Annotated in this window: 16 protein-coding genes; 15 read left to right on the top strand and 1 reads right to left on the bottom strand. The window is 66.6% G+C overall.

Annotated elements, in window-relative coordinates:
- The first annotated feature begins 122 nt into the window (after positions 1-122).
- The 8 genes from ACE2AC_RS03130 to ACE2AC_RS03165 all read left to right on the top strand — a co-directional run bounded on the left by ACE2AC_RS03130 (position 123) and on the right by ACE2AC_RS03165 (position 6,517).
- The gene (locus ACE2AC_RS03130; RefSeq protein ID WP_375690673.1) at positions 123-782 is read left to right on the top strand and encodes a 50S ribosomal protein L21; all 660 of its coding nucleotides are present in this window, start codon (positions 123-125) and stop codon (positions 780-782) included.
- A gap of 15 nt (positions 783-797) precedes the next feature.
- Positions 798-1,067, top strand: a complete 270-nt coding sequence (gene rpmA / locus ACE2AC_RS03135) for a 50S ribosomal protein L27 (RefSeq protein ID WP_375690674.1) — start codon at positions 798-800, stop codon at positions 1,065-1,067.
- Positions 1,068-1,154: 87 nt separating this feature from the next.
- Entirely contained in the window at positions 1,155-1,709 is a 555-nt protein-coding gene (locus ACE2AC_RS03140; protein ID WP_375690675.1) for a GNAT family N-acetyltransferase, read from the top strand.
- A 49-nt stretch (positions 1,710-1,758) separates the two neighbouring features.
- The gene (obgE, locus tag ACE2AC_RS03145; RefSeq protein WP_375690676.1) at positions 1,759-2,808 is read left to right on the top strand and encodes a GTPase ObgE; all 1,050 of its coding nucleotides are present in this window, start codon (positions 1,759-1,761) and stop codon (positions 2,806-2,808) included.
- A complete protein-coding gene (gene proB, locus ACE2AC_RS03150; RefSeq protein ID WP_375690677.1) occupies positions 2,796-3,929 on the top strand; it encodes a glutamate 5-kinase in 1,134 nt (377 codons plus the stop codon). The genes obgE and proB overlap by 13 nt, the downstream gene beginning before the upstream one ends.
- 15 nt (positions 3,930-3,944) lie before the next feature.
- The gene (locus ACE2AC_RS03155; protein ID WP_375690678.1) at positions 3,945-5,210 is read left to right on the top strand and encodes a glutamate-5-semialdehyde dehydrogenase; all 1,266 of its coding nucleotides are present in this window, start codon (positions 3,945-3,947) and stop codon (positions 5,208-5,210) included.
- A 138-nt stretch (positions 5,211-5,348) separates the two neighbouring features.
- Complete coding sequence (gmk, locus tag ACE2AC_RS03160; RefSeq protein WP_375690679.1) at positions 5,349-5,990, top strand: guanylate kinase; 642 nt, start codon at positions 5,349-5,351, stop codon at positions 5,988-5,990.
- Entirely contained in the window at positions 5,987-6,517 is a 531-nt protein-coding gene (locus ACE2AC_RS03165) for a gamma carbonic anhydrase family protein (RefSeq protein ID WP_375690680.1), read from the top strand. The genes gmk and ACE2AC_RS03165 overlap by 4 nt, the downstream gene beginning before the upstream one ends.
- On the opposite strand, the gene ACE2AC_RS03170 is transcribed toward ACE2AC_RS03165, so the two are convergent.
- Positions 6,514-6,759: a DUF1330 domain-containing protein gene (locus ACE2AC_RS03170; protein WP_375690681.1), complete on the bottom strand. Its 246-nt coding sequence runs from the start codon at positions 6,757-6,759 to the stop codon at positions 6,514-6,516. The two genes, ACE2AC_RS03165 and ACE2AC_RS03170, sit on opposite strands and share 4 nt — an antisense overlap.
- A gap of 221 nt (positions 6,760-6,980) precedes the next feature.
- On the opposite strand from ACE2AC_RS03170, the gene ACE2AC_RS03175 reads away from it, so the two are divergent.
- The 7 genes from ACE2AC_RS03175 to phoB all read left to right on the top strand — a co-directional run bounded on the left by ACE2AC_RS03175 (position 6,981) and on the right by phoB (position 14,433).
- A complete protein-coding gene (locus ACE2AC_RS03175) occupies positions 6,981-8,021 on the top strand; it encodes a sensor histidine kinase (protein WP_375690682.1) in 1,041 nt (346 codons plus the stop codon).
- 169 nt (positions 8,022-8,190) lie between these two features.
- Complete coding sequence (locus ACE2AC_RS03180) at positions 8,191-9,234, top strand: PstS family phosphate ABC transporter substrate-binding protein (protein WP_375690683.1); 1,044 nt, start codon at positions 8,191-8,193, stop codon at positions 9,232-9,234.
- Between the two features lie 104 nt (positions 9,235-9,338).
- Positions 9,339-10,811: a phosphate ABC transporter permease subunit PstC gene (gene pstC / locus ACE2AC_RS03185; protein ID WP_375690684.1), complete on the top strand. Its 1,473-nt coding sequence runs from the start codon at positions 9,339-9,341 to the stop codon at positions 10,809-10,811.
- A complete protein-coding gene (gene pstA / locus ACE2AC_RS03190) occupies positions 10,808-12,172 on the top strand; it encodes a phosphate ABC transporter permease PstA (RefSeq protein WP_375690685.1) in 1,365 nt (454 codons plus the stop codon). The genes pstC and pstA overlap by 4 nt, the downstream gene beginning before the upstream one ends.
- A gap of 14 nt (positions 12,173-12,186) precedes the next feature.
- Entirely contained in the window at positions 12,187-12,984 is a 798-nt protein-coding gene (pstB, locus tag ACE2AC_RS03195) for a phosphate ABC transporter ATP-binding protein PstB (RefSeq protein ID WP_375690686.1), read from the top strand.
- 13 nt (positions 12,985-12,997) lie between these two features.
- Positions 12,998-13,744, top strand: coding sequence for a phosphate signaling complex protein PhoU (phoU, locus tag ACE2AC_RS03200; protein WP_375690687.1), 747 nt, complete (start codon positions 12,998-13,000; stop codon positions 13,742-13,744).
- Between the two features lie 2 nt (positions 13,745-13,746).
- Positions 13,747-14,433 (top strand): phosphate regulon transcriptional regulator PhoB, encoded by a 687-nt coding sequence (gene phoB / locus ACE2AC_RS03205; protein WP_375690688.1) that lies wholly within the window; start codon positions 13,747-13,749, stop codon positions 14,431-14,433.
- The last annotated feature ends 202 nt before the right edge of the window (positions 14,434-14,635 follow it).

Consider the following 14,635-nt stretch of genomic DNA (forward strand, 5'->3'; position numbering starts at 1 on the left):
CGGGTCCCCGGACTCGGCGGTCAATCGTAATGACGCCCGAACGGGCGCGCTGTCCGCAGGCGGGGATGATCCCCGGAACACCCGCAAGGGGGCCACAGGACGCGGTGTAGAAGGAAGAGCTCATGTTTGCGGTCCTCAAGACCGGCGGCAAGCAGTACAAAGTCCAATCGGGCGATGTGCTCCGCGTCGAGAAGCTGGCAGCCGATGCCGGCGAGAAAGTTCAATTCAACGAAGTGCTGATGCTGGGCGGTGACAAGACCGTTCTGGGCGCGCCTCTCGTTGACGGTGCGGCCGTCCAGGCCGAGGTCATCGACCAGATCAAGGGCGAGAAGACGATCAACTTCGTCCGTCGCCGTCGTAAGCATTCGTCCAAGCGGACCAAGGGCCACCGTCAGCAGCTGACCCTGCTGCGCGTGACCGACATCCTCGCCGATGGCGCAGCGAAGTCGGGCGTGAAGGCCGCAGTCGGCGCGGGTTCGGTTTCGGCCGTGGCAGTCGCCGCCGCCGCCCCGAAAGCCGAGAAGAAGGCAGCCGCCCCCAAGGCCGAGAAGAAGGCCGCAGCTCCGAAGGCCGCAAAGGCCGAGGGCGCTGACGACCTGAAGAAACTGTCGGGCGTTGGCCCGGCGCTCGAGAAGAAGCTGAACGAAGCTGGCATCACCACCTTCGCGCAGATCGCCGCCTGGACCGAGGCCGACATCGCCGCATTCGACGAGAAGCTCAGCTTCCACGGCCGGATCGAGCGCGAGGGCTGGGTCGAGCAGGCCAAAGAATTCGCGAAGTAAGAGGAGACACGACAGATGGCACACAAGAAAGCTGGCGGTTCCTCCCGCAACGGCCGCGACTCAGCCGGTCGCCGCCTCGGCATCAAGAAATTCGGTGGTGAAGTCGTCATCGCCGGGAACATCATCGCACGTCAGCGCGGCACCAAGTGGTGGCCGGGCGAGGGCGTCGGCCTGGGCAAGGATCACACGATCTTCGCCACAGTCGACGGCAACGTGAAGTTCCACAAGGGCCTCAAGGGCCGCACCTTTATTTCGGTCCTCCCAGCGGTGGAGGCCGCAGAGTAAGCCGACCTTAAGGTCTGATGAACAGATGGGGGATCGGCAAGACGCCGGTCCCCTTTCGTGTTGAGGGGCTGAAGAGGAGAGTAGCCCGTGAAACATGAACAGATCGTGTCCCAGCTGGTGATCGACACCGCGGACTTTGCTCTGCGCCCGCTGCGCATTTCCGACGCCGGCCTGATCCGCCTGCATTCCTCGGACGTGCGCGTGGCCAAGGCGACGCGGTCGATCCCGCATCCGCTGCCACCGGGCGTGACTGAGGATTTCATCCGCCGCGCCCAAAGCGAGACGCGGGAAGAGGATGTCTGGGCCATCGACGCGACCGCACAGGGAGGGCCGGAGGTGATGGGCGTCATCGGCCTGACCCGGATGGAGGGCAACCAGTCCGAGATCGGGTACTGGGTCGCGCCCGCCTACTGGAACACCGGCATCGCGTCGGCCGCCGTGGCGGCCATCGTCGAGGCCAACCCGCTGGACAACCGCACGCTGTTCGCCAGCGTGTTCCAGGACAACCCCGCATCGGCCCGCGTGCTGACCAACTGCGGGTTCGAATACATCGGTGACGCCGAAAGCTACTCGGTGGCCCGCAAGGCCAATGTCGCCACATGGACCTACAGCCGCGCGCTCGGGGCCCGAAAACAGGATTGAGCCGCCGGGCGCTTTCGGATTAAGCGACCTTTGCGGCAGGAGAACGAACATGAAGTTCCTCGATCTCGCAAAGGTCTATATCCGGTCCGGCTCGGGCGGCGGCGGCGCGGTCTCGTTCCGGCGTGAAAAGTTCATCGAGTTCGGCGGTCCCGACGGCGGTGACGGCGGACGCGGCGGCGATGTCTGGGCCGAGGCGGTGGACGGGCTGAACACGCTCATCGACTTCCGCTATCAGCAGCACTTCTTTGCCCAGAACGGCCAGCACGGCATGGGCCGGAACAAGACCGGGCAGGGCGGCGACGACATCGTCCTGCGCGTACCCGTGGGGACCGAGATCCTCGACGAGGACGAAGAGACGCTGATCGCCGACATGACCGAGGTGGGCCAGCGGGTCCGCCTTGCCAAGGGCGGCAACGGCGGTTTCGGCAACGCCTACTTCAAGACCTCGACCAACCAGGCCCCGCGCCGGGCGAACCCCGGCCAGGAAGGCGTCGAGCGCACGATCTGGCTTCGGCTCAAGCTGATCGCCGACGTGGGCCTCCTTGGCCTGCCGAACGCGGGCAAGTCCACCTTCCTCGCCGCGACGTCGAACGCCCGGCCCAAGGTGGCGGATTACCCGTTCACGACCCTGCACCCGAACCTCGGCGTTGTCGGCGTGGACGGGGCCGAATTCGTCGTGGCCGACATTCCCGGCCTGATCGAGGGCGCGTCCGAGGGCAAGGGGCTGGGCGACCTGTTCCTGGGCCACATCGAACGCTGCGCCGTGCTGCTGCACCTGGTCGATGGCACCTCGGGCACGCTGATCGAGGATTACGAGACCATCATCAACGAGGTCGAGACCTACGGCGCCGGCCTGGCCGAAAAGCCGCGCGTCACGGTGATGAACAAGATCGACGCGCTCGACGACGAGGAACGCGCCTTCCTGCGCGAAGAGCTTGAGGCGGCGGTCGGCGGCCCGGTCATGCTGATGTCGGGCGCCACCGGCGAGGGCACGACCGACGTGCTGCGCGCGCTGCGCGCCCGGATTTCCGAGGATCGCCTGCGCCAGCGCAAGGAAGCGGCGAACTTCGACGAGGAGGAAGAGCCTTGGCGGCCCTGAGCGAGAGCATTGCCGTGCCCCGCGTGGCAGAGGCGAAGCGGCTGGTCGTCAAGATCGGCTCCGCCCTGCTGGTCGACCGGGTGACGGGAAAGCTCCGGGCAGGCTGGCTGGAAAGCCTGGCCGCCGATGTCGCCCGGATCCGGGCGCGCGGGACCGACGTCGTGCTCGTCTCGTCCGGCTCCATCGCGCTTGGCCGCGGGGTGCTCGGCCTCGGGCAGGGGGTTCTGGCGCTGGAACAGGCGCAGGCCGCCGCCGCCGTGGGGCAGGTGGGTCTGGCCGCTGCCTATGAACGCGTGCTCGGCCCGCATGGCATCACCATCGCGCAGGTGCTCGTCACGCTCGAGGACAGCGCCGACCGCCGCCGCTACCTGAACCAGCGGGCCACGCTCGAAACCCTGCTGAGCTTCGGCGTCGTGCCCATCGTGAACGAGAACGACACCATCGCCACCGACGAGATCCGCTATGGCGACAATGACCGCCTGGCGGCACAGGTCGCGGTGACGGTCGGGGCCGACCAGGTGGTGCTGCTGTCGGACGTGGACGGGTTCTATTCGGCCAACCCCTCGGAGGATCCGACCGCACGCCGGTTCGACGTGATCGACCACATCACGCCCGAGATGGAAGGCATGGCAGGCGACGCCGGATCCGGCCTGTCGAAAGGCGGGATGAAGACCAAGGTGATGGCGGCCAAGACCGCGACGGCGGCCGGCTGCGCCTTGTGCATCACGCTCGGTACGCCCGACAACCCGTTGTCGGCGCTGGAAAACGGTGCGAACGCGACGTGGTTCACCAGCCCCGGAGACCCGCAGGCCGCGCGCAAGCGCTGGATCGGCGCGATGAAGCCCAAGGGGACCCTGACGCTCGACGCCGGTGCGGTCGAGGCCATGCGCGGCGGCAAGAGCCTGCTGCCTGCCGGCGTGACGCGCGTGACCGGACGCTTCGGCCGGGGCGAACCGGTGGCCATCGCGGGCCCGGGCGGAGAGGTACTGGCCATCGGGCTCACGCGCTACACCTCGGAAGAGGCGCAGGCGATCAAGGGCCATCGCAGCCAGGAAATCGAGGAGTTGCTCGGCTATCCCGGCCGGGCGGCACTGGTTCATCGGGACGACATGGCAATCTAAGGGAAAGGCTTTGAGATGAAGGACCTGGACAACATCCCCGAAGTGATGCGCGAACTGGGCGACAGGGCCCGCGCGGCCGCGGCGGAGCTGGCCTTTGCCCCATCCGAAGCCAAGACCATCGCGCTCGAGGCCGCCGCCGACGCGGTCTGGGCCCGCCGGTCCGAGATCCTGGATGCCAACGGCAAGGACATGGAATTCGGCCGCGACAAGGGCCTGTCGCCCGCGATGCTCGACCGGCTGTTGCTGGACGAGGACCGGATCGAGGGGATCGTGACGGGCCTGCGCGCCGTCGCCGCCCAGGCGGATCCGGTGGGCGCGGTGATCTCGGAATGGGACATGCCCTCGGGCCTCAACATCCGCAGGGTGCGCACGCCGCTTGGCGTGATCGGCGTGATCTACGAAAGCCGCCCGAACGTGACGGCGGACGCCGGTGCGCTCTGCCTGAAATCCGGCAACGCGGTGATCCTGCGCGGCGGTTCGGAGAGCTTCCATTCCTCGGGCGCGATCCATGCCTGCCTGGTAGAGGGGCTGAAGGTGGCCGGGCTGCCCGAGGCCGCGATCCAGCGCGTGCCGACCCGCGACCGGGCAGCGGTGAGCGAGATGCTGACCATGGTCGACCACATCGACGTCATCGTCCCGCGCGGCGGCAAGGGTCTTGTCGGCCTGGTCCAGCGCGAGGCGCGGGTGCCGGTGTTCGCGCACCTCGAGGGCATCTGCCACATCTACCTCGACGCCGCCGCCGATCCGGCGATGGCGGTCGAGGTCGTGCTGAACGCCAAGACCCGGCGCACCGGCATCTGCGGCGCGATGGAATGCCTGCTGCTGGACCGTGGCTTTGTCGAGAAGAACGGAACGGCGGTGGTCGAGGCGCTGGTCAAGGCGGGCGTCGAAGTTCGGGGGGCCGGGGAGCTGGCCGCGATCGAGGGGGTCGTTGCGGCGAATGCCGACGACTTCGGGCACGAGTTCCTCGACATGATCTGCGCGGCCAAGGTGGTCGACGGCGTCGACGCGGCGATCGATCACATTCGCACCTACGGCTCGAACCACACCGACGGGATCGTGACCGCCGACGACGCGGTGGCGGCACGGTTCTTCGAACGGCTCGACAGCGCGATCCTGATGCGCAACGCCTCGACCCAGTTCGCCGATGGCGGCGAATTCGGCATGGGGGCCGAGATCGGGATTGCCACCGGGAAGCTGCACGCGCGCGGGCCGGTGGGGGCGGAGCAGCTGACCAGCTTCAAGTACCTGGTGGTCGGCGACGGCGCGCTGCGGCCGTGACATCGCAAAGAGATCGCGGGCTTTGCCCGCGATTGCCTCCGGCGGGAGTTTTTCGGGCAAGATGAAGCCGGGGCCTGCGCGGTTGCCATGTGGCGCGATTGATGCGACATGCCGGGAAAAGGTCTTTCGGACGGGCACATGACGGACAGACGCGGGCTTCTCATCATCCTTTCCTCGCCCTCGGGCGCTGGCAAATCCACGCTGGCGCGGCGGCTGATGGCCTGGGACCCGACGATCCGGTTCTCGGTCTCGGCCACCACGCGGGCGCCACGTCCGGGTGAGGTGGACGGCGAGCATTACCATTTCCTGGACGAGGCGCGGTTCAAGACGCTGGTGAAGGAAGGCGGCATGCTCGAGCACGCCCATGTTTTCGGGAACTTCTATGGCTCGCCCAAGGCCGCCGTGCAGGAGGCGATCGACCAGGGGCAGGACGTGCTTTTCGACATCGACTGGCAGGGCGCGCAGCAGATCCGGAACTCGGCGCTTGGCCAGCACACGCTGTCGATCTTCCTGCTGCCACCCTCGATCCGGGAACTGCACCGCCGGCTGCGCGAGCGGGGCCAGGACAGCGACGAGGTCATCGCCAAGCGGATGCAGAAGAGCTGGGACGAGATCAGCCACTGGGACGGCTATGATTTCGTGCTGGTGAACGAGGACCTGGACGCGACCGAGGCGAAGCTGCGGGCGATCCTGACCGCCGCGCGGCTGCGGCGCAGCCAGCAGCCCGACCTGACCGACCACGTGCGCGCCCTGCAGGCGGAATTCGAGGAGATGCCATGACGATCTATGCCTTCGAGGGCCATGAACCGGTGCTGCCGGAGGATGGCGATGTCTGGGTCGCGCCCGATGCCAACGTGATCGGCAAGGTGGTGCTGCACTCCGGCGCCTCGGTCTGGTTCTGCGCGACGCTGCGCGGCGACAACGAGGTGATCGAGATCGGGCCGGGCTCGAACGTGCAGGAAAACGTGGTGATGCACACCGACCCGGCCTGCCCGTTGACCGTCGGCACCAATTGCACCATCGGCCACAAGGCGATGCTGCACGGCTGCACCATTGGGGACAACACGCTGATCGGCATGGGCGCCACGGTCCTGAACCGCGCGGTGATCGGGAAGAACTGCCTGATCGGCGCGGGTGCGCTGATCACCGAGGACAAGGTCATCCCCGACAATTCGATGGTGCTGGGCAGCCCCGGCAAGGTGGTCAAGGAGCTGGGGCCGGAATGGGCCGACCGGTTGGCGCTGTCGGCCAAGAGCTACCAGGATAAGATGCGCCGCTTCCGCGACGGGCTGCGGGTGCTGGGCTAGGGCGCGTCCGGCCGGGCGATGTCGCGGTAGTCGGCCGAGCACATGAAGGCGCAGGCCGCTTCGGCATCGCTGAATTCCAGCATCACCGCCTGGTCCCTCGCCTCGGCCTCGAGCGCCTCGGCATCGCGCAGCGGCAGCAGGCGCAGGTTGCGCGCGTCCGCCATCTGCGCGAGGCGCGCCCGGAAGGTCCGGAACTCGCCCATGTCGTTGAAGCGCGTGTGCGTGATGACGTAGCAGGGCATCCCTGCATCCCCCCGTGACCCGAAACGGCTGAGCGATGCTGCGCCGGGGCAGGGGCCGCCGCAACGGGCGGCCATGCGACGGTCGGTTAATCGACGGTTAACCGCCGATGCCGGCCCGGCGCGCGCTGAAAATTCCGGCAAATCCCGAGGCCCGGCTCCCCTAGCCACGCGGCGCGCCAGCGGTCATACCTTGCGCGACTCACCTGCCGAAGGCCCGCGCCATGCCCGATACCGCTTCTGCCCTGCTGACCGCCCTGCCACTGGCCAGCGTCCTCATCGGCCGCAATGAGCGGATCCTCGGCATGAACGGCCCGGCGCGGGCGCTGCTGGGGTCGGATTCGGAGGGACGGCATTTCCTGACCGCGATCCGCCATCCGGCCGTCCTGGACGCGGTCGAGGGCTGCCTTCACGACCGCCAGCCGCGCACCTCGCGCATGCTGACGACCGAGGGCGGGCAGGACATGACCTATGAGCTGCACTGCGCCTACCTCTCGATCCCCGACGCCGAGGGCGTGCTGCTGAGCCTCGAGGACATCACCCGCGTCGAACAGGCCGGGCAGATGCGGCGCGATTTCGTCGCCAACGTGAGCCATGAGTTGCGCACGCCGCTCACCGCGCTCCTTGGGTTCATCGAGACCCTGCGTGGCCCGGCGAAGAATGATGCCGAGGCGCGTGAACGGTTCCTGTCGATCATGGCGGCCGAGGCCGAGCGGATGGAACGGCTGGTGGCCGACCTTCTGTCGCTGAGCCGGGTGGAAAGCGAGGAGCGGATGCGCCCGACGGCCCGGGTGGACCTGACCGCGCTGACGGATTCGGTGCTGAAACGGCTGGGGCCGGTGGCACAGGCGCGCGGGGTCGAACTGGGGCGCAACCTGCCCGAGGACGAGGTGCTGGTGCCCGGCGACGAGGACCAACTGCGGCAGGTGCTGACCAACCTGGTCGAGAACGCGATCAAGTACGGCGGCTCCGGCGGCCGGGTCGACGTGGCGCTGGAACAGCGGGCCGACGTTCCGGGCCTTCGCGGCCCGGGCGCGCGGCTGAGTGTCCGCGATTACGGACCCGGCATCGAGCTGGTGCACATTCCGCGCCTGACCGAGCGATTCTACCGCGTCGACAGCCACCGCTCGCGCGAGATGGGCGGGACCGGGCTGGGACTGGCCATCGTCAAGCATATCGTGAACCGTCACCGCGGCCGGATGAAAGTCGAGAGCGAACCGGGGCAGGGCGCGGAATTCACCGTGGAACTGCCCGCGCGGGCCTGAGGCACGGCGGCCTTCTGCCGGAATAAATACGTGTGTTACCCTTGGTTATGACGGTCGTCATAAAACTGTTACGTAAGTGTCACAAAAGCATTGCGGGCAGTCACTAGCACGCAGACAAGGCCACCGGGGGATGGTGGCCGTTACACTTCCGATAGCAGGAGCAATCCGCATGAACTCGTTGAAACTCACCGCCTCGGCCGTGGCCATCGCTGCCGTGTCCGCCTCCGCGGCCGCCGCACGTGACCAGGTGCAGGTCGCAGGGTCCTCGACCGTCCTTCCCTACGCCTCGATCGTCGCCGAAGCCTTCGGCGAGAACTTCGACTTCCCGACCCCCGTCGTTGAATCGGGCGGCTCCTCGGCCGGCCTGAAGCGCTTCTGCGAAGGCGTGGGCGAGAACACCATCGACATCGCGAACGCCTCGCGTGCCATCCGCGAAAAGGAAATCGCGGCCTGCGCCGACGCCGGCGTGACCGACATCATGGAAGTCCGCATCGGCTATGACGGGATCGTCTTCGCGTCCCAGCTGAACGGCCCGGAATTCACCGCCTTCGAACCCTCCGACTGGTTCCTGGCGCTGGCCGCCCAGGTGCCGAACGAAGCCGGCGAGATCGTCGCAAACCCGAACCAGACCTGGGCCGACGTCAACGGCGACCTGCCGGCCGAGAACATCATGACCTTCATCCCGGGGACCAAGCACGGCACCCGTGAAGTGTTCGAGGAAAAGGTCCTGATGCAGGGCTGCGAGGACACCGGCGCGCTGGAAGCGTTCCAGGCCTCCGGCATGGACGAAGACGCCGCCGAGAAGGCCTGCATGGCAGTCCGCACCGACGGCAAGTCTATCGACATCGACGGCGACTACACCGAGACCCTGGCCCGCATCGACTCGAACCCGAACGGTGTCGGCGTCTTCGGCCTGGCGTTCTACGAGAACAACACCGACAAGCTCAAGGTCGCGACCATGTCCGGCATCGAGCCCTCGACCGAGACCATCGCCTCGGGCGAATACCCGGTGTCGCGTCCGCTGTTCTTCTACATCAAGAAGGCCCACATCGGCGTCGTTCCCGGCCTGCAGGAGTTCGCTGACTTCTTCATCTCCGACGACATGGCCGGCCCGGACGGCCCGCTCGCGGCCTACGGCCTCGTGTCCGACCCGGAACTGGCACAGACCCAGGAAGCCGTCGCCAACGGCGTGACCATGGGCTCCGGCTCCTGATAGACGACGGGCGGCGCCGCCGAGGCGCCGCCCACTTCACTACGCCGGCCTGAGCGTTCCGTCGCACAGCCGGTTTTGGGTATTTTAGACCCCGGGGCTACCACATGTCCGCATCTCTGCTTTTCCTGATCGTCTTGGCCCTGGCCGCGATCGGTTTCGTCGTGGGCCGCAGCAAGGCGCTCAAGAGCGCCGGGGGCGACAGCCGCCACCTGCATTCGCTGCCGTCCTACTACGGCTACAACGTCGCGCTCTGGGTTCTGGTGCCCTCGCTTCTGACGCTGGTGGTCTGGCTCCTGGTCCAGCCCTTCGTCATCGAGAACAGCGTGACCTCCCTGATCCCCGAGACCTCGTATTCCTCCCCGGGCGAGCTGTCTCTGATCATGTCGGACGTGCGCCGGGTGGCCGACGGCCTTGACCTTGCCGTTGCCGCGGGCGTGATGACCGCGGACGAGGCCGGCACGCTGCAGGCCGACACCAGCAACGTCCGGGCGGACCTGGCCGCCATCGGCGTCGCCCTCGGGTCCGACGTGAATGCCGACACGCTCGCCGCCGCGCAGCGCTATCGCAGCATGAACGCCACCGGGTCGATGATGCGTAACATCCTGGTGCTGGCCCTGTCGCTGGGCGGACTGGCGCTGGCCTATTCCCGCACCGGGCAGGAGTACCGGGCCCGCAACGCCGTCGAGAAGGTCGTTCTGGTCCTGCTGATCTCGGCCGCCTCGGTCGCGATCCTGACGACCATCGGCATCGTGCTGTCGCTGATCTTCAACACGGTCGAGTTCTTCAAGCTCTACCCGGCATCCGAATTCTTCTTTGGCACGACCTGGGCGCCGTCCTTCGGTGGCGGGTCGGAGCTGGGCATCCTGCCGCTGCTCTGGGGCACGCTCTACATCTCGCTCATCGCGCTGGCGGTGGCGGTGCCGATCGGGCTCTTTGCCGCGATCTACCTGTCGGAATACGCGACGCCCAAGGTACGCGGCACGATCAAGCCCGCGCTCGAGGTGCTGGCCGGCATCCCGACCATCGTCTACGGCCTCTTCGCGCTGCTGACCGTCGGCCCGCTGCTGGTCGGCATCTTCGGCCCCGACGGCTGGCTCGGTGTCGGCTGGATGCGGGGCGCGACCTCGGTCATGACCGCGGGCCTCGTGATGGGGATCATGCTGATCCCCTTCGTGTCCTCGCTGTCGGACGACATCATCAACGCCGTGCCGCAGGCGATGCGCGACGGCTCTCTGGGCCTTGGCGCCACCAAGTCCGAGACCATCAAGCAGGTGGTGTTCCCGGCGGCGCTTCCCGGCATCGTGGGGGCCATCCTGCTCGCTGCCTCCCGCGCCATCGGCGAGACGATGATCGTTGTCCTGGGGGCAGGGGCCGCGGCCCGCATCTCTCTCAACCCGTTCGAGGCGATGACCACCGTGACCGCCAAGATCGTGTCGCAGCTGACCGGTGACGCGGACTTTGCCAGCCCCGAGGCGCTGGTCGCCTTCGCGCTCGGCATGACGCTCTTCGTCATCACGCTGTGCCTCAACGTCTTCGCCCTCTGGATCGTGCGCCGTTATCGGGAGCAATACGAATGACCGACATGACCAATCCCGCCGCCGGCGCGGCGCCGCGCCCCTCCAGCTCGAGCTCGATCCTGACGCCCGACGCGCGGACCCGCAAACGCAACGCCGCCGAAAGCCGGTTTCGCATCTACGGGATCATTGCCATCGCGATCGGCATCTTCTTTCTCTGCGTGCTGCTGGCCGCGATCGTCCGCAACGGGATCCCGGCCTTCACCCAGACCTTCATCACGGCCGAGGTGGAACTGCCCGCAGACCGCCTGGACAAGACCGGCAACCGCGACCGCGACGAAATGGCGAAGGTGTCGACCTTCGGCTACAAGCCCGTGATCGTTGAAGGCCTGATCAAGACGATCGAGGACGCCGGCATCGAGATCCCGTTCGAGGACAAGGACGATGTCGAGGCGATGGTGTCGTCGGCCTCGCTGGCTCAGGTGCGCGACACGGTGCTGGCGAACCCCGACCTCGTGGGGCAGACGGTCACCTTCCGCTTCCTCGCCTCGTCGCGGGTCGACGGGTACGAAAAGGGTCGCGTGACGCGTGAGAGCCTGGCGAGAGACAAGAACCTCGATGCCGAGCACCTCGATATCGCGGACGAGATGCGCGATGCCGGGCTGCTGGAGCGCACGTTCAACTGGCAGTTCATCCTCGGCGCCGACGCGTCCGAGAGCCGTCCGGAACAGGCCGGGATCGGCGTGTCGATGATCGGGTCGTTCTTCATGATGCTGGTGGTTCTGGCGCTGGCCCTGCCGATCGGCGTCGCGGCGTCGATCTACCTTGAGGAATTCGCGCCCAAGAACCGCTGGACCGACCTGATCGAGGTGAACATCTCGAACCTCGCTGCGGTGCCGTCCATCGTCTTTGGTATCCTCGGCCTCGCCGTGTTCATCCAGATCATGTACCTGCCGCAGTCCGCACCGCTGGTCGGCGGCCTGGTGCTGACGCTGATGACGCTGCCGACGGTCATCATCTCGACCCGCGCGTCGCTCAAGGCGGTGCCGCCGTCGATCCGTGACGCGGCGCTCGGGGTAGGGGCCTCGAAGATGCAGGCGGTGTTCCACCACGTGCTCCCACTTGCCATGCCGGGCATCCTGACCGGCACGATCATCGGCCTGGCGCAGGCGCTTGGCGAAACCGCGCCGCTGCTGCTGATCGGGATGGTGGGCTTCATCGCCTCGAACTACCCCGACGGTATTGCGGATGGCTTCCTCGCACCTAACTCTGCCATGCCGGCACAGATCTACGAATGGGCGAAACGCGCGGACCCGGCCTACTACGAACGCGCCTGGGGCGGGATTATCATCCTGCTCTGCTTCCTGATGACTATGAACATCATCGCCATCATTCTCCGCCGCCGGTTCGAGCGCCGGTGGTAAGAAAGGACATGGACATGTACAATTCACCGAAAGCTGAGGCCAAATTGGACCAGAAAGACATCAAGATCGCTGCCGAGAAGGTGCAGGTCTATTACGGCGACACCCACGCCATCAAGGACGTGGACGTGCAGATCGAGGACAAGACCGTCACCGCCTTCATCGGCCCCTCGGGCTGCGGCAAGTCGACCTTCCTGCGCTGCCTCAACCGGATGAACGACACCATCGACATCTGCCGGGTCGAAGGCGACATCCGCCTCGACGGCGAGGATATCTATGACAAGCGCGTCGACCCGGTGCAGCTGCGCGCCAAGGTGGGCATGGTGTTCCAGAAACCGAACCCGTTCCCCAAGTCGATCTACGACAACATCGCCTACGGTCCCCGGATCCACGGCCTGGCCAAGAACAAGGCCGACCTGGACGACATCGTCGAACGCGCGCTGAAGCGTGGCGCCATCTGGAACGAGGTGAAGGACCGCCTGCATTCGCCCGGCACCGGACTGTCCGGCGGCCAGCAGCAGCGCCTGTGCATCGCGCGCGCCGTGGCCACCGAGCCCGAGGTCCTGCTGATGGACGAACCCTGTTCGGCGCTGGACCCGATCGCCACCGGCCAGGTCGAGGAGCTGATCGACGAACTGCGCGAGAACTACTCGGTCGTGATCGTCACGCACTCCATGCAACAGGCCGCACGGGTCAGCCAGAAGACCGCGTTCTTCCACCTCGGGCACCTGGTCGAATACGGCGAGACCGGGCAGATCTTTACCAACCCGCAAGATCCGCGCACCGAGAGCTACATCACCGGCCGGATCGGCTGAGGAGGAAAAAGCAATGCAAGAACAACACATTGCAAGCGCCTTTGACCGCGATCTGGAGGCGATCCAGGCGCGCATCATGAAGATGGGCGGCATGGTCGAGACCGCGATCCTCGACGCGGCGCAGTCGCTCGAGGAGCGCGACGAGGAACTGGCCGAGAAGGTGCGGGCAGGGGACAAGGCGATCGACGCCCTCGAAGAGATGATCAACGAGGAATGCGCCCGCCTGATCGCCCTGCGCAGCCCGACCGCCATCGACCTGCGCGTCGTGCTGTCGGTGATGAAGATCGCCGGCAACCTCGAACGGATCGGCGACTATGCCAAGAACATGGCCAAGCGGACCGGCGTACTGATCCAGATGTCGCCGATCGAGGGTTCGCATGCCGCGCTGCGCCGGATGGCGCGCGAGGTGCAGCTGATGCTGAAGGACGCGCTCGACGCCTATATCAAGCGCGACGCCGCGCTGGCCCGCGACGTGATCAACCGCGACCGCGACGTCGACCAGATGTACAACGCGCTGTTCCGCGAATTCCTGACCTTCATGCTGGAAGACCCGCGCAACATCACCGCCTGCATGCACCTGCATTTCATCGCCAAGAACAACGAGCGCATGGGCGACCACGTCACCTCGATCGCCGAGCAGGTGGTCTACCTGGTGTCGGGCGAGAAACCCGATGACAACCGTCCCAAGGGCGACAAGACCTCGACCGACCCGTCCGTGGCACCGGATTCCGCCAAGGTCGTGGCCGATAGGAATACGTGAAGATGGCCGAACAACCCACTGTTCTTGTTGTAGAAGATGAACCCGCGCAGCGCGAGGTCCTGGCCTACAACCTCGAGGCCGAGGGCTTTCGCGTCGCCAGGGCCGGCAACGGCGAAGAGGCGCTTGTCCTGGTCGACGAGGCGATGCCGGACATCATCGTGCTGGACTGGATGCTGCCCAACGTCTCGGGCATCGAGGTGTGCCGCCAGCTCAAGATGCGCTCGGAAACCCGCGGCGTGCCGATCATCATGCTCTCGGCGCGGTCCGAGGAGGTCGACAAGGTCCGTGGCCTCGAAACCGGCGCCGACGACTACGTGGTCAAGCCGTACTCTGTCGTCGAGCTGATGGCGCGCGTCCGCGCACAGCTGCGCCGGACGCGGCCGTCAACGGTGGGCGAGCGGTTGGAGTACGAGGATATCATCCTCGACAGCGACACGCACCGCGTCACGCGCGACGACAAGCCGCTGAAACTGGGCCCGACGGAATTCCGGCTGCTGACGACCTTCATGGAGAAGCCGGGGCGCGTCTGGTCGCGTGAACAACTGCTCGACCGGGTCTGGGGCCGCGACATCTATGTCGACACGCGCACGGTGGACGTCCACATCGGGCGGCTGCGCAAGGCGCTGTGCCAGCACGGTGGAAACGATCCGCTGCGCACGGTCCGCGGGGCCGGCTATGCGCTTGGCTGATCACGCGGGGGAATGCCCGAACGGCGCATCCGCCAATCGTGTAATCGGTATTATGTAAATGATGTTGGGATGGCCATGCCCCTGAAATCGCTGGCCATCCCCGACGTCATGCCCCGCATGGCATCCCTTCAGCCCTAATCTTCGGTGGCGCAACCGCAGACTCTCGACAATCCGCGCGGCAGCGGTCTAAAACCTGTTATCC

The organism is Pseudooceanicola sp. LIPI14-2-Ac024 (assembly GCF_042188925.1).
Taxonomy (GTDB): Bacteria; Pseudomonadota; Alphaproteobacteria; order Rhodobacterales; family Rhodobacteraceae; genus Pseudooceanicola.